Origin of the sequence: Eubacterium sp. F2, assembly GCF_046244355.1 — a bacterium.
Taxonomy (GTDB): Bacteria; Bacillota; Clostridia; order Peptostreptococcales; family Anaerovoracaceae; genus Aminicella.
Genome location: NZ_CP176393.1, coordinates 1,600,527 through 1,624,437, shown reverse-complemented (window position 1 = coordinate 1,624,437; position 23,911 = coordinate 1,600,527). Strand labels below are relative to the sequence as shown.

The following is a 23,911-nucleotide window of genomic DNA, read 5'->3' as shown; positions in this document are numbered from 1 at the left end:
AAGATATCCTGCTCCCGGTTACGCAATAATACAACTCTAGACAGCCGTTTATTTCACCAGCGGTTCATAATAGTTCTCCATAAACTCTTCTTCTGAGATCCCCTCCAACGACTGAATCAGCGACTGGTCCACTTCACACGGCAGCAATCTGCCGCACCCCCTGCCGACACCGTTTATTCACAGGATCTTCTCCCTGTAAAGCTATACTGAAAATAGTGATCCGAACCTGCTCTTTTACAATGCCCAGACATGGCTTTTGAATGTCTGGAAATTCCTGCTGAGATTCATAATTTCAATTGCGCACGTGTGAATTGTATGAATGAACAAATTATTAAAACGCTGTAAAAGTAAAGAAATCTAAAGATAGATGTAAATGATTGAAATAGCCGTTTCGATGGTATATACTGTCATGCACTGAGCAAAGAAAGGTAAAGGGAAATGAGTGAACAAGGAAATCAACCATCAGTCAAAGCAGAACGCAGCAAGAAGCCAAATGTCCGTTATAACTCAAAACGGATGACGATCATCGCTGTAATTGTCATCGCCGTTCTGATTATTCTGGGCATCTGGGTTCATCATGCAGTAAGTCCGTCGGTCTTCCCTGCCGGAAGCACCATCAACGGAATCAGTGTTGATAATCTTACTGCCAAGCAGGCAGAAAAGAAAGTGGTCAGCAAGTGGCAGGGTAAATCTCTGAAGGTCATGTATCAGGGCCAGCAGGTTGCCGTTTTCAATCACTCGGAATACACGTATAATATTTCCAAGGAAGTCGAAAATGCCCTGCATCCGGGATTCTCCAAGGGAATTTCACGTGCGTTTGATAAGAACAAGCGCCATGTAAAGATCGCTATGAAGCCGGACATGAGCAACAGCAGTTTTGAGCAGACGTTCAATAACATGAGCATTGTCAAGAACGATCAGTACACAACCAAGACGAAGAATGCCTATGTCAGCATGAAGAACCGCAAGTTCAAAATCGTCAAGGAAGTTTACGGTGACAATCTGGATAAAACAAAACTGAAGAATGCGATTGCAAAGGCAGTTGCAGACGGAAAATCCACCTTTACATATAAGAAGAAGGATTATTACTCTAAGCCGAAGTACACCAGCAAGAGTAAGCATGTCCTTAACCGCCAGGCCTTCTGCAAGAAACATCTGGGCGTAAAGATTACCTATAAGGGTCTGAACAACAGCTACACGCTTACTCCAAAGGAACTCGAGAGTATGCTGAAGTTCAGCGGAGACAATAAGACCGTCAGGACTTCCGCAGTAAAGAGTTTTGTTGATAAGACGCTTTCTTCCAAGCTGAGCACAGTTGGCTCAACCAGAAAGCTGAAGTCTGCAGGCGGCGGCACTTATACTGTTGCCGGAGGAAATTACGGCTATAACATCAGTAAGTCCAAGATGGAAAAGCTTGTTGCTTCTGACCTGAAGAATGATAAGAATGTTACACATGACGCGGTTTATTCGAAGAACGTTTCTTCCAAGATTAAGAACAGCGGCAATGACATCGGTAATTCCTATGTAGAGGTAAATATCTCTACACAGACAGTTTACTGTGTCATTAAGGGAAAGAAAGTCCTCTCGACACCTGTCGTAACGGGAAATGTTGCTGAGAACCACGCAACCCCTTATGGTGTATTCGTCCTGAACTATGAGGCTACGAACGTCAATCTGAAGGGCCAGAACGCCGACGGATCAGACTACAGTTCTCATGTAAGCTACTGGATGCCGTTCAACGGCGGAATCGGACTGCATGACGCGACATGGAGATCCTCTTTCGGCGGAGGCATCTATCAGACGAATGGAAGTCACGGATGTGTCAACATGCCGTCAGGTGCAGCAGCACAGCTGTATTCTTACGTTCATGCAGGAATGCCGGTCATCGTTCACGCATAGTCAGTAAGACAAAAGAAAACAAAGCAAGGCGTCTCCTTGCTGACCGCCCCGCGCCGGGAATTTACCCGGGCGGGGCGCTTTGTTTTTTGTCCCTTGAAACGGTTGACAATCCCTCTGTTCGTGGTATATTAATATATGTTAATAGCACTCATTCATATCGAGTGCTAACACATGAACATGATGTGGCCCTGCAGCCATACCAGATAAATGTATAGATCCCGGGCAGGCATCCCCCTGCTCCGGGCATGAGGAGGAATAGGAATGGCAAAAAAGGAATTCAAGGCAGAATCTAAGAAACTGCTGGATATGATGATCAATTCCATTTACACACATAAGGAAATTTTCTTAAGAGAGCTGATCAGTAACGCCAGCGATGCTCTGGACAAGCTCTATTACAAGAGTCTGCAGTCCGGTGACACGGGTATTCAGAGATCGGATTTCAAGATTCATCTGACCGCGGATAAGGATGCCCGGACGCTGACCATCAGTGATAACGGTATCGGAATGACCGCTGAGGAGATGGAATCCAATCTGGGCACAATTGCGCAGAGCGGAAGTCTTGCATTCAAGCAGGAAATGCAGAAGAAGAATGGAGAGAACAGCGAGGATAGCGCTTCCAATGATACGGATATCATCGGTCAGTTCGGTGTCGGTTTCTATTCCGCATTCATGGTTGCTGATCATGTAACGGTTACGAGCCGCGCTTACGGTTCTGACCAGGCAAACATCTGGGAATCTTCCGGCACAGACGGATATACCATCGAGCCTGCTGAGAAGGATGAAGTCGGAACAGACATCGTTCTGCACCTGAAAGAGGATGAGAAAGATACAGAGAACGGTGAGAATTACTCCAGATTCCTGGATCAGTACGAACTCAGCCGTCTGGTCAAAAAGTACTCCGATTACATCCACTATCCGATTCAGATGATGGTCAGCAAGACCCGTCCGAAGAAGGATGAAAGCGCGGAAGCAGAAAATACAGACGCAAAGGAAGACGAAAACAAGGAGAAGAAGCCGCCTGAAATGGAGACCTATCAGGAACTGGAAACCCTCAACTCCATGGAACCGATCTGGAAGCGCCCGAAGAGCAAGGTAAAACCGGAAGAATACAACGACTACTATAAGACCAAGTTCGGCGATTATCAGAATCCGGCCCGCGTAATCAGAACGCAGGTTGAGGGTGTGTCCAGTTACACCGCTCTGCTGTTCATTCCTTCCCATACGCCGTTTAACTACTATACAACCGACTTTGAGAAGGGCCTGCAGCTCTACTCTTCCGGCGTCATGATCATGGAGAAGTGTAAAGATCTGCTCCCTGACTACTTTAACTTTGTCGAAGGACTGGTCGACTCTGAAGATCTGTCTCTGAACATCTCCCGTGAGACGCTGCAGCAGAACCGTCAGGTCAAGAATATCGCCAAGACACTGGAAAAGAAGATCAAGAATGAACTGCTGAACTTCCTGAAGGAAGACCGTGAAGGATATGAAAAGTTCTTCCACGAGTTCGGCCGTCAGCTGAAATACGGCATTTACATGGACTACGGCATGCATAAGGATGTTCTGTCCGATCTGGTCCTGTTCTATTCCAGCACGGAGAAGAAACTGGTCACCCTGGATGAATACATCGCAAAGATGGGTGAAGATCAGAAGTACATCTACTACGCACCGGGCGAAACCATTGATAAGATTGACATGCTGCCGCAGGTCAAGGCTGCAAAGGCCAAGGGCCTTGAAGTCCTGTATCTGACCGAAGAAATCGATGAATTCGTTGTCCGCATGATGGGAAGCTATAAGGATAAGGCATTCCGCTCCATTTCCGAGGAAGATTTCAGTGAGAACGAGTCTGAGGATGAGAAGAAGAAGCTGGAGGAGCTCAATAAGGAACATGAGGATCTGCTGAAGTTCATGAAGGATACCCTGGGCGATCAGGTTACGGAAATCAAGCTGTCCGGACGCCTCGGCGACGCGCCGGTATCCCTGTCCAGCAAGGGCGGCATCTCCTTTGAGATGGAGAAGACGCTGAATAAGATGCCGATGAATCAGGGCGTCAAGGCAGAGCGTGTTCTGGAACTGAACCCAGACCACGACGTCATGAAGAAACTGGCGGATACCTTCGCTGCCGGCGATAAGGACATGACCGCGGTTTACACCCGCCTGCTGTACAATCAGGCCGTTCTGCTGAGCGGACTGACCATCGACAATCCGGCAGCAGTCGGTGATGATGTCACCAGACTGATTCTGGGCAAATAATTAACTTTTCAAGATCATAACCCGCATATCCCCCTTGCGGGAAAATGATAAAAACAACAAGACGTCTGTTCTGCATACTCCCAAATGCAGCGCAGGCGTCTTTTTCTGTGGCCGCGATTCTCACTGTCCCGGCCAGATCTTCGGCTGCCGGCAATACGGAGAAAACTTCCCCTGTGAGCCGCGCCCGCAGTCTCACAGGGGAAGTTTCCAGCTTCTGTTATTCTTTTTCATTGACCGGAAGTACCGGTAATCTATCTGCTTCAGCCGTTTCTGACTAGAGATAGTAGATCATATCTCTTGTAATGTCATCCAGTGTATTGGCACCGCACATCATCATGGTATCAGCCAGTTCATTTCCGATCTTCTCAGTGTAGAACTTCACGCCTTCCGCGCCGCCGCCGTATACTGCTGTAACATACGGTCTTGCAATCAGAACGGCGTCTGCGCCCATAGCCAGAGCCTTGAATACATCTGCACCGGTGCGGATTCCGCCGTCAACGAAGATCTTCATCTGTCCGCTGACCGCATCTGCGATTTCTTCCAGAACCTCGGCAGTCGGAACCGTATCATCCTGAACGCGTCCGCCGTGATTGGAAACAACGATTCCGGATGCGCCGGCAGCCAGAGCCTTCATGGCTGCATTCGGCGTCATGACACCCTTTACGATGAACGGAACGCCGGCTTCTTCTACGATCTCATGAAGCTCTTCCACGCTCTTTCTTCCTGCAGGCGGCTCCAGACCCTTAAGGAAAGGAAGTCCGGCAGCGTCAATGTCCATGGCGCAGGCAAATGCTCCACTCTCCTTGACGAGGGCCATTTTTTCCTTTACAACCGGCATGTTCCACGGCTTAACCGTCGGAACGCCCAGACCATTCTGAGCCTTGATCGCCCTGGTTGCGGCCTTCATAACGTTTGCATCCGTACCGTCGCCGGTGAATGCGGCTATTCCTTCTTCTGCACAGGCAGAAACCAGAACATCGTTATAGGAAACATCATTATACTTTGTGCCGTAATGCAGGTTGACCGCACCAACCGGACCGGCGAAAATCGGGAACTTGAACTTCTTTCCAAACAGTTCCAGACTTGTGTCGATATCCGCATTCGGGCAGAGTGTGTCCATATTTACCTTGATATTTCTCCATGCGTCAAAGTTTCCGATCGCCGTCAGTCCCAGTCCCTTGGCTCCAGGCCCCGGAACCTTATTCCTGCAGGCCTTTCCGTCACATACCGGACATGCCTTGCACTTATCTCCAATACTTTCTCTCGCACTCGCGAGCAGCTCATCGTAAGTCATTTTTCATACTCCTCTCTGATCATTTTAATATTTTAATACCTCTTCAGGCATACGGACAAAATTCAAACGCGCAAGGAAAGATCTCTGACGGAAACAGACCTGCCGTTCCGTCAGACAGCCGCTTCTGCACGTTCTGACGGATGCTATTCCGCTTCCTTCTTTTCTTTATCTTCTGCTTTCTGTATTCTGCGCTGCTCCAGAATCTTTTTCAGTTCTTCCGGACTGAAGCTGTATTTAGAGTGGCAGAAATAGCATTCCATCTCAACTGGCTTGTTCTCTTCGATCAGTTCCTGGATATCTTTCGTGGAAATGGCCGCAAGGGAGCGGAGAACCCGGTCTCTGCTGCAGTTACAGTGATACTGTACCGGCATGCTTCCGTTGAACTCAAGATTCTGGTCTGAAAGCAGGGCCTCAAGCATTTCTTCCGGCGTCATCCCCTGCTCCATCAGTTTTGTGACGGAGTGGATTTCCGCCAGACGTTTCTCCAGTTTTGAAATACTTTCTTCCGGGCAGTCCGGCATCAGCTGGATAATAAAGCCTCCGGCTTCCTTCACACTGCAGTCTGTGTCGATCATGACGCCCAGGCCGACTGCGGACGGGGTCTGCTGAGAAATGGTAAAATAGTAAGCCAGGTCATCGCCGATTTCTCCCGTCTGCAATGCACACTGTCCTGTATAAGGCTCTTTCAGTCCCAGATCCATGATAACGCTGAGGACTCCGCTTCCGACCGCCGTTCCGACATCAAGCTTTCCGGCTTTTTCATCTTTCAGCGGAATCTCAATCTGCGGATTATTGATGAAGCCCTTCACATTTCCATGATTGTCCGATGTAACGGTCAGCCCTTTTATCGGACCGTCTGAACGAATCTGCAGGGTCTCAATGTCTTTATCCCCCTTCATCATACTTCCCATCATTGCGCCTGCCGTCAGAAGGCGTCCCAGCGCCGCTGTGCAGACCGGTGAAGTCTGATGAATCTCACGCGCTTTCTGCACCAGATTGGTTGACCGTACCGCAAAGGCACGGATATGCAGGTCTGCTGCTGCAGCGCGCACTAAATAATCTTCCATATCGTATTCCTCTTTTCAGTAGTTCCCTTTTCTGTATTTTGTTTCTGTATTTCCGTTTCCAGTCTTCCGCTTTCGTCTGTCCTCTTGCCCATTCAGGCTTTGTCGGCATCCGACAGCGGCAGGTCATCCTTCTCTTCACGTCCCTTTCCGCAGGCTTCCGATTTATCAGAAAACATCTTCCTCAAACATCCCGGATCCTGAATGATTTTCTTCATGATAAGAAGCAGCAGAATGCTGATCGTGGAAACGAGATCCTGTACCGGCGTTGTATCGGTAACGATCATATGGCGGGCAACCAGGAAAATCAATGTCTCCAGGACATTATCCGCGTCCGGGCGGCAGAGCATTTTCAAAAACTCAATTCCGATGACAACCGTAAACATATTTTCTATGAAATGATTGAAATCTGAGCTGAGTGAATTCCCCTTCCAGAACTGCTGAAGAACAGGGACCATCTTAATAAATGCAAATATCACCGCTATGCACATGAAGGCCGCAGCGACGATTTCCAGCAGCTCGCCGGCTTTCTGCAGAAAGGTAAGCACTTTCGGCTGCTCTTCCTTATTGTTTTCCTTATTGTGTTTTCCGAAATCGTTCGTATTCAATCTGTTTCAACCTCCTGAAGTTCCCGCAGATCTGCGGACATTTCTGAAAATACGACAGCCTTTTATCATGGTCCACTGAGTCACCGCTCAGACCTTTACTATTTTAACAGAATTCCTTATGTTTTTCAAAAATCTGCCCGTATTCCTTTGTCAATAATCAAGAATTGTGATAGATTATATACGTCTATATACCAAAACTGCACGGGGGCTGCTTGCGGCCCTTTCTTTTTATTCAACTCAGGCTGAGGAGGATAGAGAATATGAACAAGAAAATAAAAATGATTCTGACCGGGGTATGTGCGGCTGCAATGGTTGTATCGATGACTGGCTGCCGTTACGTGTCTCACGGGCTGAAATTCGGTACTGCACATACAGGCGGTGTCTATCAGGAATTCGGCGCTCATTTCGGCAATATCCTGAATCACAATGATTCAGCACTGCAGGTCAAGACGAAAATCACAGCCGGATCAGCGGCGAATCTCCGTCTGCTGAATAGAGACTACATCCAGCTTGCCCTGGCGCAGAACGACATGGCCACAGCGGCGTATTACGGCAAAGGAAAATACAAGGGTGATAAGCCGATGCAGAATTTCCGCGCCATTGCGGGGCTGTACACGGAGCAGTGCCAGATCGTAGTCAGAAAAGATTCTAAGATCCGGACAATTGATGATCTTGAAGGAAAGACCATCAATACAGAGGAAAAGGAATCCGGTTCAAACCAGAACGCGAAGGAAATTCTTTCCGCCTACGGCCTTTCTTCAAAAACGGTCCATGTAAAGCACTGGAAGTACAGCAAGGCCATGCAGGCACTGAAGGATAAGAAAGTTGATGCGGTATTTATTACAGCTGGCGCAAAAACAGATGCTATTGCTGATTTAAATAAGACTACGCCGATCCGCCTGCTGTCCATTGACGCAAAGCATCAGAAGCGTATTCTCAAGGCAAATCCATATCTGGTCGAAAGCAGGGTGCCGGCCAATACTTACGATGGACAGACTGCCGCCATACAGACGGTCGGTGTCCGCTGCGTCTTCCTGGTCAAGAAGAATCTTCCAGAGGCAACGGTAAAAGAGATTACGGAGTTATTATTCAAATATAAAACTCATATGCAGGGAAAAGTCAGCGCCAATCTCGATTACACTCCGAAAAAGGCAGTCGAGAGCATCACGATTCCTTTCCATAAAGGTGCTGCCGACTACTATAAGAGTAAGGGAATTACCGTTAAAACAAAATAATCTGGAGGCCTCATGCACACAATAAAATTCGATATGTATCAAACCCTGGCTCTGGCGGTGACCGCCCTGCTTCTCGGTGCCTGGCTGCGGAAGAAAATCACTTTCCTGACGCGTTTCTGCATCCCGGCTCCGGTAGTCGGAGGCCTGGTCTTTGCCATTGTCACCTGCATTCTCCACAGCTGCGGCATCGTCGATGTCACATTCGACGACACGCTGCGTGAAGTCTGTATGGTATTCTTCTTTACCTCCGTCGGTTTCCAGGCCAACATGAAGGTCCTGAAAAGCGGCGGAAAAGATCTGGCTGTTTTTCTGGTTCTGGTCATCATTCTCATTACGAGCCAGAATCTGATTGCCGTCGGGCTTTCCAAACCGCTCCATGTCAGCGCCCTCATCGGCATGTGTACCGGTTCCATCCCAATGGTCGGCGGTCACGGCACGGCCGGCGCCTTCGGCCCGGTTCTGGAAGATTTCGGTGTCAAAGGTGCAACCACCATTGCTACCGCTGCCGCGACTTATGGACTGATCATGGGAAGTCTGATCGGAGGCCCGATCGGCAACCATCTGATCAAAAAACACGATCTCCTGAAAACCGTTCATGAGGAAGATGACAGTGTTCTCGTAGAAGACGAGCAGAAGCATGAACGTGAGGTCAGCATGTATCCGACTGCAGTATTCCAGCTCATCATTGCAATCGGAATAGGCACGATCTTCTCCTATGTGCTGTCAAAAACGGGACTGACCTTCCCTGTCTATATCGGCGCGATGATCGCTGCAGCACTGATCCGGAACATCGGCGAATACACGGGAAAAATCAAAGTCTGTATGGGTGAAATCAATGATCTCGGTGGTATTGCGCTTTCCCTCTTCCTGGGAATTGCGATGATTACCCTGCAGATCTGGCAGCTCGCTGCTCTGGCTCTTCCTCTGGTCGTCCTGCTGCTGGCCCAGACTCTGTTTATGATCTTCTACGCAGACATCGTCACCTTCCGTGTACTCGGAAAAGACTACGATGCGGCAGTCATCGTATCCGGACTCTGCGGTTTCGGCATGGGAGCAACACCGAACGCAATGGCCAATATGCAGGCACTCTGCGATAAGTACGTCATGTCCGTCAAGGCCTTCCTGATCATTCCAATCGTCGGAAGCCTCTTTGCTGACTTTATCAACAGCCTGATTATCACAGCCTTTATCAATATTATTTAATCGCTGTGCTGATATGCACGAACAGCATTATTGATTACCGAAAACAAAAAAGGGGGGCCGCTGCCAAAACTGTTTGCACAGCTTTGGCAGCGGCCTTTTGGGGTTTCAAAAGAACCTGAAATATTCTCATGAGAATTCTCAGGATCGTGGTATTTCTTTTTCAGCGGGCTGACTGCTCAACCCATGGGAACTAATGTACCGGATGCACTTCCGGAATAGCAACATCATCGTAAACGACATGACACTGTCTGCAGACCGGGGAAGTCACATCTACACCCTGACCTGTTCTCAGTGCAGGCATTCTTCTGTTGCTCCGGCAGTGAATTTCCGGAATCGCTGAACAGGAATTCATGTCCACTGTAAAGGTACTTTCCTCATTCAGTTTTACTGCAGCATGCTTCTCTGCATGTTTTCTTTCACGATATGCCCGAATAAAATTCAGCATTTTGGAGTCCTCCCCGCTTGTCATTCTCTCTGTGAATTCCGGCATTTTCCTGACAGATACCGGAATTCACATCGCGAAATTAAAATGTATTACAACGATACAATTGCAAATTCGATATGTTCAACACTTGTCTTCTTCCAACACCTATATTATATTACATTTCTTCCTTGCGTTGTTTGATAATAAATCACGTGTTCGTTGCGCATTTCGCAAACAAGTACACTGCTCCACACTGCAAAAAAATCCGGATTGGAGCTGCTGATATCCCGGGGAGAACACGTTTTCGCTTCTGCTCCCTGCCCGGAAGTTTTTGTCCAGGCGGAGAAGTCAGCGTTAGTCCGTCCGCAGCATCAGCATTGCTGCGTTATTCCCCCTCTGGCTGCCCATTATGCGGTGAGAAAACAAAAGCTCTGGATTGCATCTGGTGCAGATGTCTGTCACATAGATATGATCGGCAAGAACCCCTGCATGCTCCATAATGAGCTTGTTCAGCATATGCAGGTCAAGGCGGAATTTATCTTCCGGATACACATCCAGAACCTCATCAGCAAAATCCGGCAGCTGGCGGCGTACCTCATCCGCAACGTCCTGGCCGATTTCATAGCAGCTTCTGCAGATCGACGGACCGACAGCCGCGAGCACATCTTTCGGATCAGTTCCATACTCTTCTTCCATAAGCTGAAGCGTCTTCTGCGCCATTCCGGCAACAGTCCCCCTCCAGCCCGCATGGCTCAGGCCAATGGCCTTATGCACAGGATCGACAAAATACAGGGTTGTGCAGTCTGAACCGAACGCGGTAAGTACCAGTCCCGGTACGTTGGTAATGAGGCCGTCTACGCTTTCCCAGACGCGTGGACGCACGGTTCCCCTTCCGGCATCTTTCTCCGTCACAACCTGAACATTGGTCGTATGCTGCTGCTCCGTGTAGACCATCTTCGAAGGTTTAGATCCCATCGCCTCTGCAGCCAGTTTCACATTGCGGTCAACATCCCAGGGATCGTCACACTGGTCATAACTGATGTTCATGGATGCACAGCAGCCTCTGCTGAATCCACCGATCCGGGTTGTAAATCCGGTTCTGACCATACCTCCCGCTTCCAGCTCCGGAAAGTACAGCAGCGGCAGCCTTCTCCCGTTTTCCAGCTGCAGCTGTCTGAGCAAAGGAGAATGTATTTTCCTGTCACTCCATCGTGGAATCGCTTTAAAATCCTCAATTTTCAGTTCCTTATTCATTCTGTCCTCCTCATCTTTTCTCTTCCAACATCATAACAGAGAACAGACAAAAACAACAAGCGCTCCGGTATAAATACCGGAGCGCTTGTCAGCTATCACGGTGGTTTCACACCGCACTATATAAGTTCTGAGGATTGTTTCTGACTGGATTAGTCACACAGCTCCCACAGTGATGCCATAGCCGGACCACCGCCTACGCACAGGGATGCGCAGCCGATCTTCCAATCTGGATGACGCTTCATCTCATACAGCATTGTAACGATGATTCTGATTCCGGAGCAGCCTACCGGATGTCCCAGAGCGATTCCGGAACCATTCAGGTTGCAGCGATCAGCAGGAACGTCCATGCCGAACTCATCCTTCAGGATCTTCTTAGCGCCGAGGAACTGAGCAGCGAATGCCTCGTTAATCTCGAAGTAATCAACATCCTTGAAGTCAACTCCAGCACCCTTCAGGCATCTTGGAATTGCATAAGCAGGTCCGATTCCCATGTATTCAGGAGCAACACCAGCGTAGCAGATGTTCAGCATCTTAGCCATCGGCTTGATTCCCAGCTCTTTAGCCTTATCAGCGGACATAACGATCAGAGCAGCAGCACCGTCGTTGATACCGGATGCGTTCGGAGCAGTTGTTACACCGTCTTTTGTGAATACAGGCTTAAACTTGCTGATTGTTTCATAGTTGCAGTCTGGGATGAAGTGCTCATCCTTATCGAGAACGAGCTCGATCTCCTTACCATGTTTTCTCTTCTTCTGGATAACAGGAACGATCTCGTCCTTGAACTTTCCTTCTTCTGTAGCCTTGGCAGCTCTTGTATGGCTCTGTACAGCCAGCTTATCGCACTCTTCACGAGTGATTCCATACTTCTTTGCTACGTTATCTGCAGTAACACCCATGTGGCCGTTGCTCAGGGAGTCATACAGTCCATCATGCAGCATAGAATCATACAGCTCTGCTCCACCTTCATTAGGAATGGAACCCATTCTGTATCCCATACGAGCCTTTGGCAGTACGAACGGTGCCATGGTCATGTTCTCAACACCAAGTGCCAGGCCGATCTCTGTCTTTCCAAGCTGAATATCGTTGCATGCGATTTCCAGTGCTCTCATAGCGGATGCGCAGTTCTGGTTAACTGTGCATGCATCACTGTCTTCTCTCATGCCGATTCTCATACCAACCTGACGAGCTGGCAGGGATCCCTGCATTGCTGTAAAGCACTCACCCATAACGATCTCATCAACATCTTCTGGCTTAATGCCGGCACGCTTGATTGCTTCGCTTCCAGCTGTCATAGCAAGTGTTCTTGCAGATGTGTTCTTGAATTCTCCGAGGAATTTACCAATACCTGTACGGCAAGCGCTTACGATTACAACATCCTTAGTTTCCATAGTTACCTCCTTCGGGGGCCACGTCCGGCCCCCAACGCGGTTAATTTCTAAATAAACGGGCAATCTTTCCGATTGCGGATAAACTTATTATTTTGCGTTTTCACGCCATATCTTCGAAAATTTCTTACGAAGATCTTCAATTACTTCTTAGCCTTCTCTGCCTTGATTGCTTCTGTCAGCAGCGGAGTAACCTTGAACAGGTCTCCGGTGATTCCATAGTCAGCAACCTCAAAGATCGGTGCATCCGGGTTCTTGTTTACTGCGATGATGCACTCAGAATCAGACATTCCTGCCTTATGCTGAATGGATCCGGAAATTCCCAGTGCTACATAGATCTTTGGATGTACAGTCTTACCTGTCTGTCCTACCTGATGATCTGCGGAAAGCCATCCGGAGTCAATTGCTACACGGGATCCGCCGACAACTCCGCCGAGTACGTCAGCCAGTTCCTGAGCAAGCTTGATTCCTGTATCAACGTCTTTACTGATACCTCTTCCAACGGATACGATGTAGTCAGCACCAACCAGGTCAACCAGCTTCTTTGCAGCCTTTACAACTTCCTTTACATCTTCATGGATGTCAGAAGCGGAAAGCTCAAACTTAACTGGTGTAACCTTGACTGCATCAGCCTTTGCCTGATCAAACGGAGCCTTGGCAAGTACACCAGGACGAACCGTTGCCATTGCAGGACGGAAACGCGGGCAGATAATGGATGCCATCAGATGTCCACCGAATGCCGGACGAGTCATCTTCAGGTCTCTTGTTGTATCATGGTCTTCGCCAAGAACCTTTACGGTATGCTTGGCAATCAGATCAAGTCTGTTCTCCGGCAGAGTGGAGTTCGCTTTCAGGAAATCCAGGTACAGCGGCATATCTACATCCAGGTGTGTACAGTCAGCGCACAGTCCAGTGTGGAGACGAGCTGCGCAGCGAGGACCCAGGTCACGGCCGATGTTTGTAGCTCCGAAGAGCAGTACTTCCGGCTTCAGATCTTCTACTGTGTCGCAGATAACCTTGGTATATCCGTCTGTTGTATAAACTTCCAGAAGCGGATCATCAGCTACCAGAACTTCATCAGCACCATAGCCGCCGAGTTCCTTAGCGATTCCATCAACATTATGTCCAAGCAGAAGTCCGCAGAGTTTTACTCCCAGCTCATCTGCCAGCTTACGTCCTTCGGAAATAAGCTCAAAATCAGTCGGCATTAATTTGCCTTCACGCTGCTCGCAGAAGACCCAAACGTTCTTATAAGCAGCTGTATTTGTATTACTGTAAGTAGGCATAGCTCTTATAATCTCCTTTCATCAGATGATGTGCTTCTCTGCCAGGATACCAGCAAGTTTCTGGCAAGTTTCTGCACCGTTTCCTTCCAGCATTGTTCCAGCGCCCTTCTGCGGCGGAGTGAATGATGTCAGGATGTTTGTAGGAGATCCCTTCAGACCAATCGTAGTAGGATCGATCAGAGGTTCATCTTTCAGTGCTTCGTTATCGAGCACAGTCAGCGGCATGGAATAGGAATCCATGATTCTGCCAACGGACATGTATCTAGGCTCGTTCAGTTCCTTGATGCAGGTGAGCAGGCAAGGTGTCTCGACTTCGATCGTCATATAGCCATCTTCCAGCATACGCTTGCATGTGATCTTGTTGCCCTTTTCGTGAATGTCACCAACGTAAGTAACCTGAGGCAGGTTCAGCTTTTCAGCGATCTGTGGTCCAACCTGAGCGGTATCACCATCGATAGCCTGACGTCCGCACATAACTACATCGTCATCCTCGATACCGATCTTATGCAGTGCAGCTGCGATGATCTGAGATGTTGCATATGTATCGGATCCTCCGAATGCACGGTCGGAAAGCAGATATGCTTCATCAGCACCCATAGCTTCCAGCTCTCTCAGCATTCCTTCTGCCGGCGGTGGTCCCATCGTTACGACTACGACCTTGCATCCGGTCTCGTCTTTTAACTGAAGGGCAGCCTCAACTGCGTTCAGGTCATCAGGATTAATGATTGTTTCCATGGACGCACGGTCCAGGGTTCCATCCGGGTTCACTGCTACTACACCAGATGTATCAGGAACCTGCTTGACACAAACAAGAATTTTCATATTTAAAACCATCCTTATCAATTCTTATATGATAATGTTTTCTTTCTTCGCTTGGAATGTTAATTCGTCGCGGAATTTCGGATCAGCGATCGCAATCAGAGCCTTGGTTCTCTCACCGAGAGTCTTTCCTCTGAGTCTTGCGATTCCGTACTCGGTAACGATGCAGTCTACATCGTTCTTACTGGTCGATACCTGCGCTCCAGGAGTGAGCGTCGGGACGATTCTGCTGATTTTACCGTGTGCAGCCGTGGATGGAAATGCGATATAGCTTCTTCCTCCTTCAGACTTTACAGCACCGCGGACAAAGTCAGCCTGTCCTCCCGTTCCGGAGATATGCTTGGTACCGAGTGACTCTGCACAGACCTGCCCGAAAAAGTCAACCTGTACAGCTGCATTGATCGAAATAAAGTTCGGATGCTGTGCAATGACTCTTGGGTCATTCACATAATTAACCGGAAGCATTTCAAATGCAGGATTATCATCAATATAATCATACATTTCCCGGGATCCGAACGCGAATGTCGCAACGGTATGACCTCTGTGAATCGGTTTCATCGAATTGTCTACCGCCCCGCATTTAATCAGATCAACCATACTGTTGGTGAACATCTCGGTATGAATTCCCAGATGAAGATGATTCTTCAGTCCCTCTGCTACCGCATCAGGAATGGATCCGATTCCGAGCTGAAGTGTGGCTCCGTCCGGAATCTCCGGAGCGATGAACTCCGCGATCTTTCTGCTGATCTCATCAACTTTTCCAGGCTGGACAACCGGAAGATCTTCATCGTCTTCCCACAGTCCGTCAACCTGAGAAATATGCAGCTGTGTAGAAGACAGGCTTCTCGGCATTTTCGGATTTACCTGCAGGAAAACTTTCTTTGCAGACTTCAGGATTCCATCTGTAATGGAATGATCACATCCGGTACTGAAATATCCGTGCTTATCCATCGGGGATACAACTCCGACATAAACATCCGGCTGAACGATGTCCCCCATGATTTCAGGAATATCACGATAATATCCCGGCATGATGTCCATCATTCCTGCGTTTACTGCCTTGCGGCCGAATACGCCTCCAAACCAGTCGACTCCTCTGTAATTCTCTGCAACTTCAGGATCAGTCATAAAAGAAGCTGTCTTGGTATCCAGCAGAGAATGCTGAGTCATGTTTTTCAATTCGCCTTTGCGGACACGATCCGCTACGGCTTCATAGAACCTGTACGGCTGTGCAACTGCAATATCAGCTGCAATCTGCATACCGCTTTCCAGCTGTTCCGCTGCCTCCTGCGGCGTTATCCGTTTTTCAGCATACATTTTCTGGAAATCACTCATAACTACGACTATTTCACTCCCATAGCACGAGAAACAACGATCTTCTGAACTTCAGATGTTCCTTCATAGATCTCAGTGATCTTCGCATCACGCATCATACGCTCGATCGGGAAGTCACGGATATATCCATATCCTCCGAACAGCTGCAGGCAGCGGCGGGTTACATCAGAAGCGTTTCTGCCGCAGTACATCTTAGCCATTGCGGAATAGTATCCTGTCTTCGGATCTCCGTTCTGCTTAGCACATGCTGCACGGTATACCAGCCATTTTCCGGCATCTGTCTTTGCCTGCATGTCTGCAAGTTCGAACTGTGTGTTCTGGAATTGGCTGATTCTTCTTCCGAACTGCTTACGTTCCTTAACGTACTTGATGGTCTCGTCAATTGCTCCTTCAGCAACACCAAGTGCCTGAGCAGCGACACCAACACGAGCTCCGTCCAGCGTGTTCATTGCAACCTTGAAGCCCTTGCCTTCTTTATACAGCAGATTCTCCTTAGGAACGATGCAGTCTTCAAAGATCAGGTCAGATGTTGCACTTCCGCGAATACCCATCTTCTTCTCGTGAGGGCCTACGGAGAATCCCGGCATACCCTTCTCAACGATGAATGTGGAAATTCCGTGGTTGCCCTTGGACTTGTCTGTCATTGCAACAACCATGAATGTATCAGCTTCAGATGCATTGGTGATGAAGCACTTTGTTCCGTTCAGTACGTAATGATCTCCGTTCAGAACTGCCTCTGTCTGCTGTGCAGCGGAGTCGGTTCCTGCTTCAGGCTCTGTCAGACCGAAAGCTCCGAGCTTTCTGCCGCTTGCCAGATCCGGAACGTACTTCTCAATCTGCTCTTTTGTACCAAAGTGCAGAATAGGATATGTACAAAGTGAGGTATGTGCAGCAACGATGGTGGAAGTAGTAACGCACTTTTTCGCGATTTCCTCAATTGCCATCGCGTAAGCAATCTGATCTGCGCCTGCTCCTCCGACTTCCTTCGGATAAGGAATACCCATCATGCCGATCTTCGCCAGCTTTGGAATTGTCTCAGATGGGAATCTCTCTTCCTCATCGATTTCCGCAGCAATCGGCTCAACCTCGTTTTCCGCGAATTCGCGGTATAACTTCTGGAGCATCTGATGCTCTTTACTCAGCTCAAAATCCATAGCTTTAATCTCCTTTAATCAACAATTATTTAGAATAGTCATAGAAGCCCTTACCGGTCTTAATGCCCAGCAGTCCTCCACGAACCATCTTCTTCAGCAGGAGGGACGGACGATACTTGGAGTCGCCTGTCTCAGTGTAGATTGTATTCATAACCGCAAGAACGATATCAATACCTACAAAGTCTGCCAGCTGAAGAGGTCCCATCGGATGATTTGCTCCGAGCTTCATGGCCTTATCAATATCATCTCTGGAAGCTACGCCCTGATACAGAACTTCTACTGCTTCATTGATCATAGGAACAAGAATACGGTTTACAACGAATCCAGGAGCTTCAGATACTTCTACAGGATCCTTGCCGATTTCCTTTGCAAGGTTGTAGATGAAATCGAATGTTTCCTGAGTTGTGTTTGCTCCGCGAATAACCTCAACCAGCTTCATTACCGGAACAGGATTGAAGAAATGCATTCCGATCACTGGATGCTTAAGTCCATTTCCCATTTCCGTAACAGACAGTGAAGATGTATTGGAAGCAAATACTGTTTCCGGCTTGCACATCTCATCAAGCTCACCCAGAAGAGCTTTCTTTGTGGCCATTTCTTCCTTAACGCACTCGATTACGAGATCAGCGTCTGCAGCTGCAGATTTCTCTTCAACGAGAATCTTGTCCAGAATTGCGTTCTTGTCTTCTTCCTTCATTTTGCCCTTGGCAACTTTCTTCTCGAGGGAAGCGCCCAGCTTGTCCTTATGACGCTGTGCAGAAGCAACACTGCTGGCATACATCAGTACGGTGTGACCGTGAGCAGCCATGACCTGTGCGATACCGGAACCCATTGTTCCAGCTCCAAAGATTGCTACCTTCATGATAATCCTCCTAAAAAACTTCCACAGAACTAATGATATACGTTTTATTCATTCGACGAGATATTCCAAACAAGGAACCCTGGCCCTCAGATCTCAGAATCTCTTAGCATCAATCAGAGCTGCTGGTCGAGGAAGCCGAGGTTTTCTGCTGATTCATTAAATCCGGTTCTGCAATCTCCCGATCAGATCTCCGGCGGTTCGCTTACAACCTTGCGGTCTCTCATCTCATCTCTTGGCCCTAGTATATCACATTGATATTCCTTTAACAAGTGCAAAATTTTAAAATCTGAAAATTTTCGCTTGCAAAACTTGCGCCTAATATATTTTCTAAAAAGTCTTCTATTCTAATTGCATTCTTCTACATTTTCATATATAGTATGTTATAGAAGATTTGTTAACATTGTAACAAACACGACACACGGAAAGGAGACTTTGAAGATGTACGAGAACATCACATATGAAGTTAAAGATGGCATCGGATATCTCACCATCAACCGTCCAAAGGCTTTGAACGCATTAAATACTGAAGTACTGAAGGAAATCCAGAAATGCCTGGATGAAGATATCGCACCGGATGACAGTATTAATGTTGTTATCGTAACCGGCGCAGGCCGCGCATTTGTAGCGGGTGCAGACATCGTGGAGATGAAGGACGCCACAACGAATGAAGGTCACGCTTACACAGAAAGAGGACATAAGGTCATGAACACCATCGACCATATGCCGAAGATCTTCATTGCTGCTGTAAACGGATTTGCTCTTGGCGGAGGCTGTGAGCTTTCCATGGCATGCGATATCCGTCTTGCTTCTGAAAAAGCAGTATTCGGACAGCCGGAAGTCGGCCTGGGAATCATCCCTGGATTCGGCGGAACACAGCGTCTGCCGCGTCTTGTAGGCAAGGGAATGGCAAAATACATCATTCTCTCCGCAACAAACATCCGCGCTGATGAGGCATACCGCATCGGATTGGTCCAGAAAGTTGTCGCTCCTGAAGAGCTTATGCCTGAAGCAGAAAAGCTTGCGAAGAAGATCAGTTCCAAGGCTCCTATCGCAGTCCGTCAGGCCAAAGCAGCAATCAACGCCGGTCTGGACACCGACCTGAATACAGGCAGCCGTTTTGAAATCGAAGCAATGACACAGTGCTTCGCTTCCGAGGATAAGACTGAAGGAATGACCGCTTTTGTTGAAAAGCGTGATCCGGAATTCAAGAATAAATAGACTTTCTCCTCTTTATTTCTCTATATGCCGGGCAGATTCTATCTGCCCGGCTTTTTCAATATCTGTTCAGCAGATACGATCGCATCAGATAATTTATATAATTCGTTCATATATTTGTATCTATTTACATACACGTTATGTATTCATTTCAAGACAACAGAATTAACACACACCCTTCACAATACCGACATAAATGGAATTTTTTTACTCATCATTAATATTATCTATACTTTAACAGTCAAATATATATTCATATATCTTTCAGCTAAGAAAAAACCGCCCTAAATTGTAAACTTCTGAAAACTATATTTTTACAAATATAATTATGTCTATACGCATTGTAAAAACTTTAACACACGCTTCTCGCTGTACTACGTTCTAGTATCGCGTACATGTACATATTTCAGCACATCATTTTTTCATCAATATATTTAGCGCTGTACACCCCTGCAGATGTATGCCGTACTTCAATATTTCCATAGCAGAAATGCGATAACTGTATATGAATATGACCGCATAACCATGTGTTTTATCTTTTTTACTGCCGGGCGGAAATTCATTTTCTTTATAATATCTCTTTCAGCTGTATCTTCTTTCCCGAACGTCTCCTGCTGCTTCCTGACCATCCATTCTTGTTGATGGCCGTATTTTGTCATATAATAGTAGCAACGCGCATTTTGTGTCCTGCTGGTCACCGCTTAAGCAGAAAGCACCGCATGGACATCTGACTGACCCAGGAAGGGCCGCCTGCCGCGTCCTGCCACATACATACATTCAAAAGGAGAGTTTTTATGCAGACTGGAAGTTTGATCACACAAATCATCATTATGTTTTTACTCATGGCGACAGGACTTCTGATCCATAAACTGAAAATGATGAGCGCTGAAACATCTAAACAGCTGGTGAACATCCTCTTTCTGGTCATCAGCCCGTGTCTGATCATCCATTCCTTCCAGAAACCATTTTCTGCAAACCGTCTCCACGGCCTCATGATCGCATTTTTCATGTCCATGCTGTTTTTCCTGATCTCCAGCATAGTATCCCATCTTTCCTTCCTGAAAGTGAAGGATCCTGCAATCCGCACAATCACGGAATTCGGCAGCATCTACCCGAATATGGGTTTTCTCGGCATCCCTCTTGCGCAGGCCGTTCTGGGAAGCGCCGGAGTCTTCTACGCCGCTCCGATGCTGGCTGCATCGAACATATTCACCTGGTCCGCCGGCGTCAACCTCTACCGCAGTCACGGACAGACCGGAAAGCGGAAATTTTCCACGGTTTTATTGAAAATCATGCTGAACCCGAACATCATCGCCATCATCGCGGGAATTCTCATTTTTCTCTTTTCTGTTTCTCTCCCAAGTCCGGTCACGCAGGCGATTTCCTATATTTCCGATGCCAACACGCCGCTTGCGATGTTCGTTGTCGGCGACAGCCTGGCGCAGTTTCACTGGAATCGGGAGGCCTTTAACATTCCTGTATTCGCTGCGCTGATTCTGAGAAATCTGGTCCTTCCTCTGGGCTGCGCGCTGCTCTACCCGCTCTTCGGCCTGCACGGAACCGCATTCTGGGCGACCGTCCTGCTTTCCGCCTGTCCGAGCGCCAGCATGTGCGTTCTCTTCGCCGTGCAGGAAGACATGGATCCAACCAGCGGCATCAGCCTCATGACCATTTCCACCGTCAGCTGTATCTTTACCATTCCCCTCGTATTTGCAGCTGCAGGTGCATTATAATCCAGCGGACAAAATGCAGACGGGCAAGAAGTCAGCTCCCCTGCGGCCGCATCGGCATGGTTTTACCTTGCCGGCTTATTTTTTTGTCCAAGTTAAAACAGGACCGCTGCATACGCCATTCTGCGCATGCGGCAGTCCTGTAACGAACTGAATCATTCAATTAATATCAGAGGATTCTAGCTGATATAGCCGCCCTTTTCAAGGATTTCTTTCGCCTTGTCCAGGTTGGCATCGGAGATGCGGATGACCGGACCTGTGCATCCCATTCCGCTCTCTGCGTAAATCTTATTCTTCCAAAGAAGCTGAACGGCGTCGTCCAAATCCATGATTTCAATGCCCTGTACCTGAGAAGTTACGATCTCCTTCGGCGGCATTTCAACCTTTTCTTCGGCAGCTTCCTTCGGCTGCTGCTTGTATTTCTCCAGGACTTCTTCAAATCCTGCCTTGCGGACAGCTTCGAATTCCTGTTTTGCGACGTCGAAGACATTTCCCTTAACGAGTTCGCCGGCAAAGGTCAGTGCGCCCTTGATCAGCGGAGCTCCGGACGCTCTGGAAATAATCATGACGAGCTGGTCATAGCCCTCGCCGATTCCCGGGCCATATCCATAACCCATTGCCTCATAGCTGCCGCCGGTCGTGTAGGAGGACAGCATCTTGATCAGAATATTTCCGGTCAGTGAATCCGTGACCATAATGTCCGGTGTTCCTCTGAGCACGTCATTTCCTCTCATGACACAGCCGCCGTCCGCTCTGGAAGACTCGGCAAATGTGATGTGATAACCGTTTGCATCGAGTTCTTTCAGTGCCATCTCGGTCTGTCTTGCGCCGTCCACGTTCAGAATACCGACGGTCGGATCCTCACATCCGCAGGCCTTGGCGGTGATGATGCCGTAAATCGCATTGCGGATCATTCCCTGCACACGGTCTGTGCTGGAAGTTCCTGTCGTATTCGCGATGTACATTTCTTTTCCGAATCCCGGTGTAACGGCTCTTCCAACGGTGGAAACACCGATTGGGAACGGATAGTGCATGGTAACTGCACCGTCAACCTCGCCGCTCTGAAGGAGTTCTTCCATCTTCTTATGTCCGGCCTCATCGTCCGGAACAGAAACCGTGGTAACTCCTTCATGTGTGAGTGAACCGATATAATATACGTCAATGCCCTCTCTGGCCGCAGCGACTGCAGCCTTCATGGCATTTTCTTCTCCATGTTCGCTTCCCATGCCGGTCAGCGCAATCTTCGGCTTTTTGCCGAAACTGCCTGTCTCCAGACCGTCCGCGATCTGCAGAAAGGTGTCTGCAATCATCTTATTGATCTTGTCTGCCATTTTACTTCTCCTCCCCGTCCATGAGAGATTCAGCAAAATTCTTCATTGCCTCTGCAATCAGGCTCTTGACTTCCTTCTCGGAAACGCCTGCCTCTTCAGACTCTGCAGATGCTGTATTTCCGTTGATGACAAAGGAAACACCATCGAACAGGTTGGTCATTCTTCCAAGGAAGAGGGATCCCTTACCGATAATCATCAGACGATTGATCTTTCCATCCATGATTGCATCGCATCCAGGTCCGATTGAAGGAACTCCGGAAGGAATGTGTCCCTGTGTCGGTGCCCATCCGACCAGTCCGTGATCCTTCGTGAACTGCACCAGCTGTTTTCTTTCAATATCACCGCGCTTTACGGCAAGTGCTCCGATCATCTTATAGTTTGCCATCGGAACATCTCCTGCTCCTGCCGGCTTGGTGATATCAGGGTTCTGCATCTCCGGTGAGAAAATATCGATGTCGGTGATCTTCAGTCCTGCTCTTTCCAGAGGATCTGCCACCAGGCTTCCAATAACATGCTGCGGTGCGGAACCGGTTCCAACTGTATGACGTCCAAGGATATCCAGGTTGATTTCCGGATGAACGCCGTCATTTTCAGCAACGACGATGGTGAATCCGCCCAGGCAGTCCTCCAGAACCGGCATGCCCTTTTCTACGTGATTCTTACCGTTCATTCCGAGCTTTGCCGTGCAGCCGCCGCCTGTAACCAGAACGCACTTGAATGCTCCTGCCTTAACCAGGGATGCTGCCTCGATCAGAGCATGTGTTGGTCCTGCGCAGAAACCTCTTGCATCGGATCCTGTCGCATTGACCAGTCCGGCGATTTCCGCTTCTGCCTTTGCAAAGTTTCCGCCGCCTCTCTGGTTCATGTCTCCGCAGGCTTCCTCGGAGCAGTTGATAACGTATTCAACATCCTCTTTCTTAATTCCGGCATTTCTTACCGCGTACAGCAGGGACAGAACACTGGATGCCTTCTCGGCAAGGTTCTCATGCATAACCTCTGCGGACAGGTTGACGTCGATATCATGTGCCTGCTTGACGCAGCCGACCAGCTTATCCTGAATGTACAGGCCCTCAGCCTCTTTATTATCTACATATCCCTGAATTTCAGACAGTTCATATCCGTCTTCCACACGTGCTATCATGGAGTCATCGACCATCGGATCCTTGGCCAGTTTATCCTTTGTCGCAGCGACAAAGTCCTTATCCAGTTTGACAACCTCGAAGACATCGCAGATCTGCATCAGAATGGTGAACTCATCTTCCGGCATGATCTCGCCGTACTTTCCGAATCTGGACGCATTCTCAAACGGCTTGTCGAAGAACGGGAACTTGACTTCCTTCAGCTCGTCCGGTGTTGCATTTCCGATATATACCTGATTCGGCCAGTAATTTACCGCGTCCTCATAAGAACGGATATGCTTCGGCAGCTCTTTAAGATAGTCGCCGTCCGGATTGACGATTCTCTCTGTTGTCTGGGTTGTACCATTATGAATGACCATATCCGGTGTATGCGCCAGCACATAGCTGGAACCTAAAATGACACTGTTCATTGATTATCCTCCTC

At 48.3% G+C, this 23,911-nt stretch carries 19 protein-coding genes; 6 read left to right on the top strand and 13 right to left on the bottom strand.

All coding sequences use genetic code 11. The features are described from left to right. The first annotated feature begins 438 nt into the window (after positions 1 to 438). Both ACI77B_RS06830 and htpG read left to right on the top strand, forming a co-directional pair. Positions 439 to 1,899, top strand: coding sequence for a L,D-transpeptidase family protein (locus ACI77B_RS06830; RefSeq protein WP_409336137.1), 1,461 nt, complete (start codon positions 439 to 441; stop codon positions 1,897 to 1,899). Between the two features lie 261 nt (positions 1,900 to 2,160). Further along, positions 2,161 to 4,149: a molecular chaperone HtpG gene (gene htpG, locus ACI77B_RS06825; protein WP_409336136.1), complete on the top strand. Its 1,989-nt coding sequence runs from the start codon at positions 2,161 to 2,163 to the stop codon at positions 4,147 to 4,149. Positions 4,150 to 4,423: 274 nt separating this feature from the next. On the opposite strand, the gene ACI77B_RS06820 is transcribed toward htpG, so the two are convergent. The 3 genes from ACI77B_RS06820 to ACI77B_RS06810 all read right to left on the bottom strand — a co-directional run bounded on the left by ACI77B_RS06820 (position 4,424) and on the right by ACI77B_RS06810 (position 7,115). Beyond that, positions 4,424 to 5,443 (bottom strand): alpha-hydroxy-acid oxidizing protein, encoded by a 1,020-nt coding sequence (locus ACI77B_RS06820; RefSeq protein WP_409336135.1) that lies wholly within the window; start codon positions 5,441 to 5,443, stop codon positions 4,424 to 4,426. Between the two features lie 143 nt (positions 5,444 to 5,586). Next, on the bottom strand, positions 5,587 to 6,510 hold the full coding sequence (hslO, locus tag ACI77B_RS06815) for an Hsp33 family molecular chaperone HslO (protein ID WP_409336134.1): 924 nt from the start codon (positions 6,508 to 6,510) through the stop codon (positions 5,587 to 5,589). A gap of 92 nt (positions 6,511 to 6,602) precedes the next feature. Beyond that, positions 6,603 to 7,115 (bottom strand): hypothetical protein, encoded by a 513-nt coding sequence (locus tag ACI77B_RS06810; protein ID WP_409336133.1) that lies wholly within the window; start codon positions 7,113 to 7,115, stop codon positions 6,603 to 6,605. A 260-nt stretch (positions 7,116 to 7,375) separates the two neighbouring features. Here ACI77B_RS06810 and ACI77B_RS06805 point away from each other — a divergent pair, with 260 nt between their 5' ends. Further along, positions 7,376 to 8,350, top strand: coding sequence for a TAXI family TRAP transporter solute-binding subunit (locus tag ACI77B_RS06805; RefSeq protein WP_409336132.1), 975 nt, complete (start codon positions 7,376 to 7,378; stop codon positions 8,348 to 8,350). 12 nt (positions 8,351 to 8,362) lie between these two features. Beyond that, entirely contained in the window at positions 8,363 to 9,553 is a 1,191-nt protein-coding gene (gene gltS / locus ACI77B_RS06800) for a sodium/glutamate symporter (protein ID WP_409336131.1), read from the top strand. 190 nt (positions 9,554 to 9,743) lie between these two features. Here gltS and ACI77B_RS06795 read toward each other — a convergent pair whose 3' ends face one another. The 8 genes from ACI77B_RS06795 to ACI77B_RS06760 form a co-directional block, all read right to left on the bottom strand. After that, a complete protein-coding gene (locus ACI77B_RS06795; RefSeq protein WP_409336130.1) occupies positions 9,744 to 9,998 on the bottom strand; it encodes a hypothetical protein in 255 nt (84 codons plus the stop codon). A 333-nt stretch (positions 9,999 to 10,331) separates the two neighbouring features. Next, positions 10,332 to 11,231, bottom strand: a complete 900-nt coding sequence (gene pgeF, locus ACI77B_RS06790) for a peptidoglycan editing factor PgeF (protein WP_409336129.1) — start codon at positions 11,229 to 11,231, stop codon at positions 10,332 to 10,334. Positions 11,232 to 11,380: 149 nt separating this feature from the next. Beyond that, positions 11,381 to 12,619 carry a thiolase family protein gene (locus ACI77B_RS06785; protein WP_409336128.1) on the bottom strand — a complete coding sequence of 413 codons (1,239 nt, stop codon included), beginning with the start codon at positions 12,617 to 12,619 and terminating at the stop codon, positions 11,381 to 11,383. Between the two features lie 140 nt (positions 12,620 to 12,759). Then, complete coding sequence (acrA, locus tag ACI77B_RS06780; protein ID WP_409336127.1) at positions 12,760 to 13,902, bottom strand: acryloyl-CoA reductase electron transfer subunit beta; 1,143 nt, start codon at positions 13,900 to 13,902, stop codon at positions 12,760 to 12,762. A gap of 21 nt (positions 13,903 to 13,923) precedes the next feature. Further along, positions 13,924 to 14,724, bottom strand: coding sequence for an acryloyl-CoA reductase electron transfer subunit gamma (gene acrB / locus ACI77B_RS06775; RefSeq protein WP_409336126.1), 801 nt, complete (start codon positions 14,722 to 14,724; stop codon positions 13,924 to 13,926). A gap of 24 nt (positions 14,725 to 14,748) precedes the next feature. Further along, positions 14,749 to 16,038, bottom strand: coding sequence for an acetyl-CoA hydrolase/transferase family protein (locus ACI77B_RS06770; RefSeq protein WP_409336125.1), 1,290 nt, complete (start codon positions 16,036 to 16,038; stop codon positions 14,749 to 14,751). A gap of 26 nt (positions 16,039 to 16,064) precedes the next feature. Next, entirely contained in the window at positions 16,065 to 17,210 is a 1,146-nt protein-coding gene (locus ACI77B_RS06765) for an acyl-CoA dehydrogenase (RefSeq protein WP_409336124.1), read from the bottom strand. Between the two features lie 25 nt (positions 17,211 to 17,235). After that, entirely contained in the window at positions 17,236 to 18,075 is an 840-nt protein-coding gene (locus ACI77B_RS06760; RefSeq protein ID WP_178262898.1) for a 3-hydroxyacyl-CoA dehydrogenase family protein, read from the bottom strand. 435 nt (positions 18,076 to 18,510) lie between these two features. Between ACI77B_RS06760 and ACI77B_RS06755 the strand changes: the two genes are divergently transcribed. Next, positions 18,511 to 19,290, top strand: coding sequence for an enoyl-CoA hydratase-related protein (locus ACI77B_RS06755; protein WP_409336123.1), 780 nt, complete (start codon positions 18,511 to 18,513; stop codon positions 19,288 to 19,290). A gap of 791 nt (positions 19,291 to 20,081) precedes the next feature. Beyond that, positions 20,082 to 21,020 (top strand): AEC family transporter, encoded by a 939-nt coding sequence (locus ACI77B_RS06750; RefSeq protein ID WP_409336122.1) that lies wholly within the window; start codon positions 20,082 to 20,084, stop codon positions 21,018 to 21,020. Positions 21,021 to 21,196: 176 nt separating this feature from the next. Here ACI77B_RS06750 and grdD read toward each other — a convergent pair whose 3' ends face one another. Together grdD and grdC are read right to left on the bottom strand one after the other, a co-directional pair. Continuing rightward, complete coding sequence (grdD, locus tag ACI77B_RS06745; protein ID WP_409336121.1) at positions 21,197 to 22,348, bottom strand: glycine/sarcosine/betaine reductase complex component C subunit alpha; 1,152 nt, start codon at positions 22,346 to 22,348, stop codon at positions 21,197 to 21,199. A 1-nt stretch (position 22,349) separates the two neighbouring features. Then, positions 22,350 to 23,897, bottom strand: a complete 1,548-nt coding sequence (gene grdC / locus ACI77B_RS06740) for a glycine/sarcosine/betaine reductase complex component C subunit beta (RefSeq protein WP_409336120.1) — start codon at positions 23,895 to 23,897, stop codon at positions 22,350 to 22,352. Positions 23,898 to 23,911 lie beyond the last annotated feature (14 nt).

Coding starts and splice junctions, on each gene's coding strand:
- ACI77B_RS06830 (WP_409336137.1), top strand. CDS start 439: ATGAGTGAACAAGGAAATCAACCATCAGTCAAAGCAGAACGCAGCAAG.
- htpG (WP_409336136.1), top strand. CDS start 2,161: ATGGCAAAAAAGGAATTCAAGGCAGAATCTAAGAAACTGCTGGATATG.
- ACI77B_RS06820 (WP_409336135.1), bottom strand. CDS start 5,443: ATGACTTACGATGAGCTGCTCGCGAGTGCGAGAGAAAGTATTGGAGAT.
- hslO (WP_409336134.1), bottom strand. CDS start 6,510: ATGGAAGATTATTTAGTGCGCGCTGCAGCAGCAGACCTGCATATCCGT.
- ACI77B_RS06805 (WP_409336132.1), top strand. CDS start 7,376: ATGAACAAGAAAATAAAAATGATTCTGACCGGGGTATGTGCGGCTGCA.
- gltS (WP_409336131.1), top strand. CDS start 8,363: ATGCACACAATAAAATTCGATATGTATCAAACCCTGGCTCTGGCGGTG.
- ACI77B_RS06795 (WP_409336130.1), bottom strand. CDS start 9,998: ATGCTGAATTTTATTCGGGCATATCGTGAAAGAAAACATGCAGAGAAG.
- pgeF (WP_409336129.1), bottom strand. CDS start 11,231: ATGAATAAGGAACTGAAAATTGAGGATTTTAAAGCGATTCCACGATGG.
- ACI77B_RS06785 (WP_409336128.1), bottom strand. CDS start 12,619: ATGGAAACTAAGGATGTTGTAATCGTAAGCGCTTGCCGTACAGGTATT.
- acrA (WP_409336127.1), bottom strand. CDS start 13,902: ATGCCTACTTACAGTAATACAAATACAGCTGCTTATAAGAACGTTTGG.
- acrB (WP_409336126.1), bottom strand. CDS start 14,724: ATGAAAATTCTTGTTTGTGTCAAGCAGGTTCCTGATACATCTGGTGTA.
- ACI77B_RS06770 (WP_409336125.1), bottom strand. CDS start 16,038: ATGTATGCTGAAAAACGGATAACGCCGCAGGAGGCAGCGGAACAGCTG.
- ACI77B_RS06765 (WP_409336124.1), bottom strand. CDS start 17,210: ATGGATTTTGAGCTGAGTAAAGAGCATCAGATGCTCCAGAAGTTATAC.
- ACI77B_RS06755 (WP_409336123.1), top strand. CDS start 18,511: ATGTACGAGAACATCACATATGAAGTTAAAGATGGCATCGGATATCTC.
- ACI77B_RS06750 (WP_409336122.1), top strand. CDS start 20,082: ATGCAGACTGGAAGTTTGATCACACAAATCATCATTATGTTTTTACTC.
- grdD (WP_409336121.1), bottom strand. CDS start 22,348: ATGGCAGACAAGATCAATAAGATGATTGCAGACACCTTTCTGCAGATC.
- grdC (WP_409336120.1), bottom strand. CDS start 23,897: ATGAACAGTGTCATTTTAGGTTCCAGCTATGTGCTGGCGCATACACCG.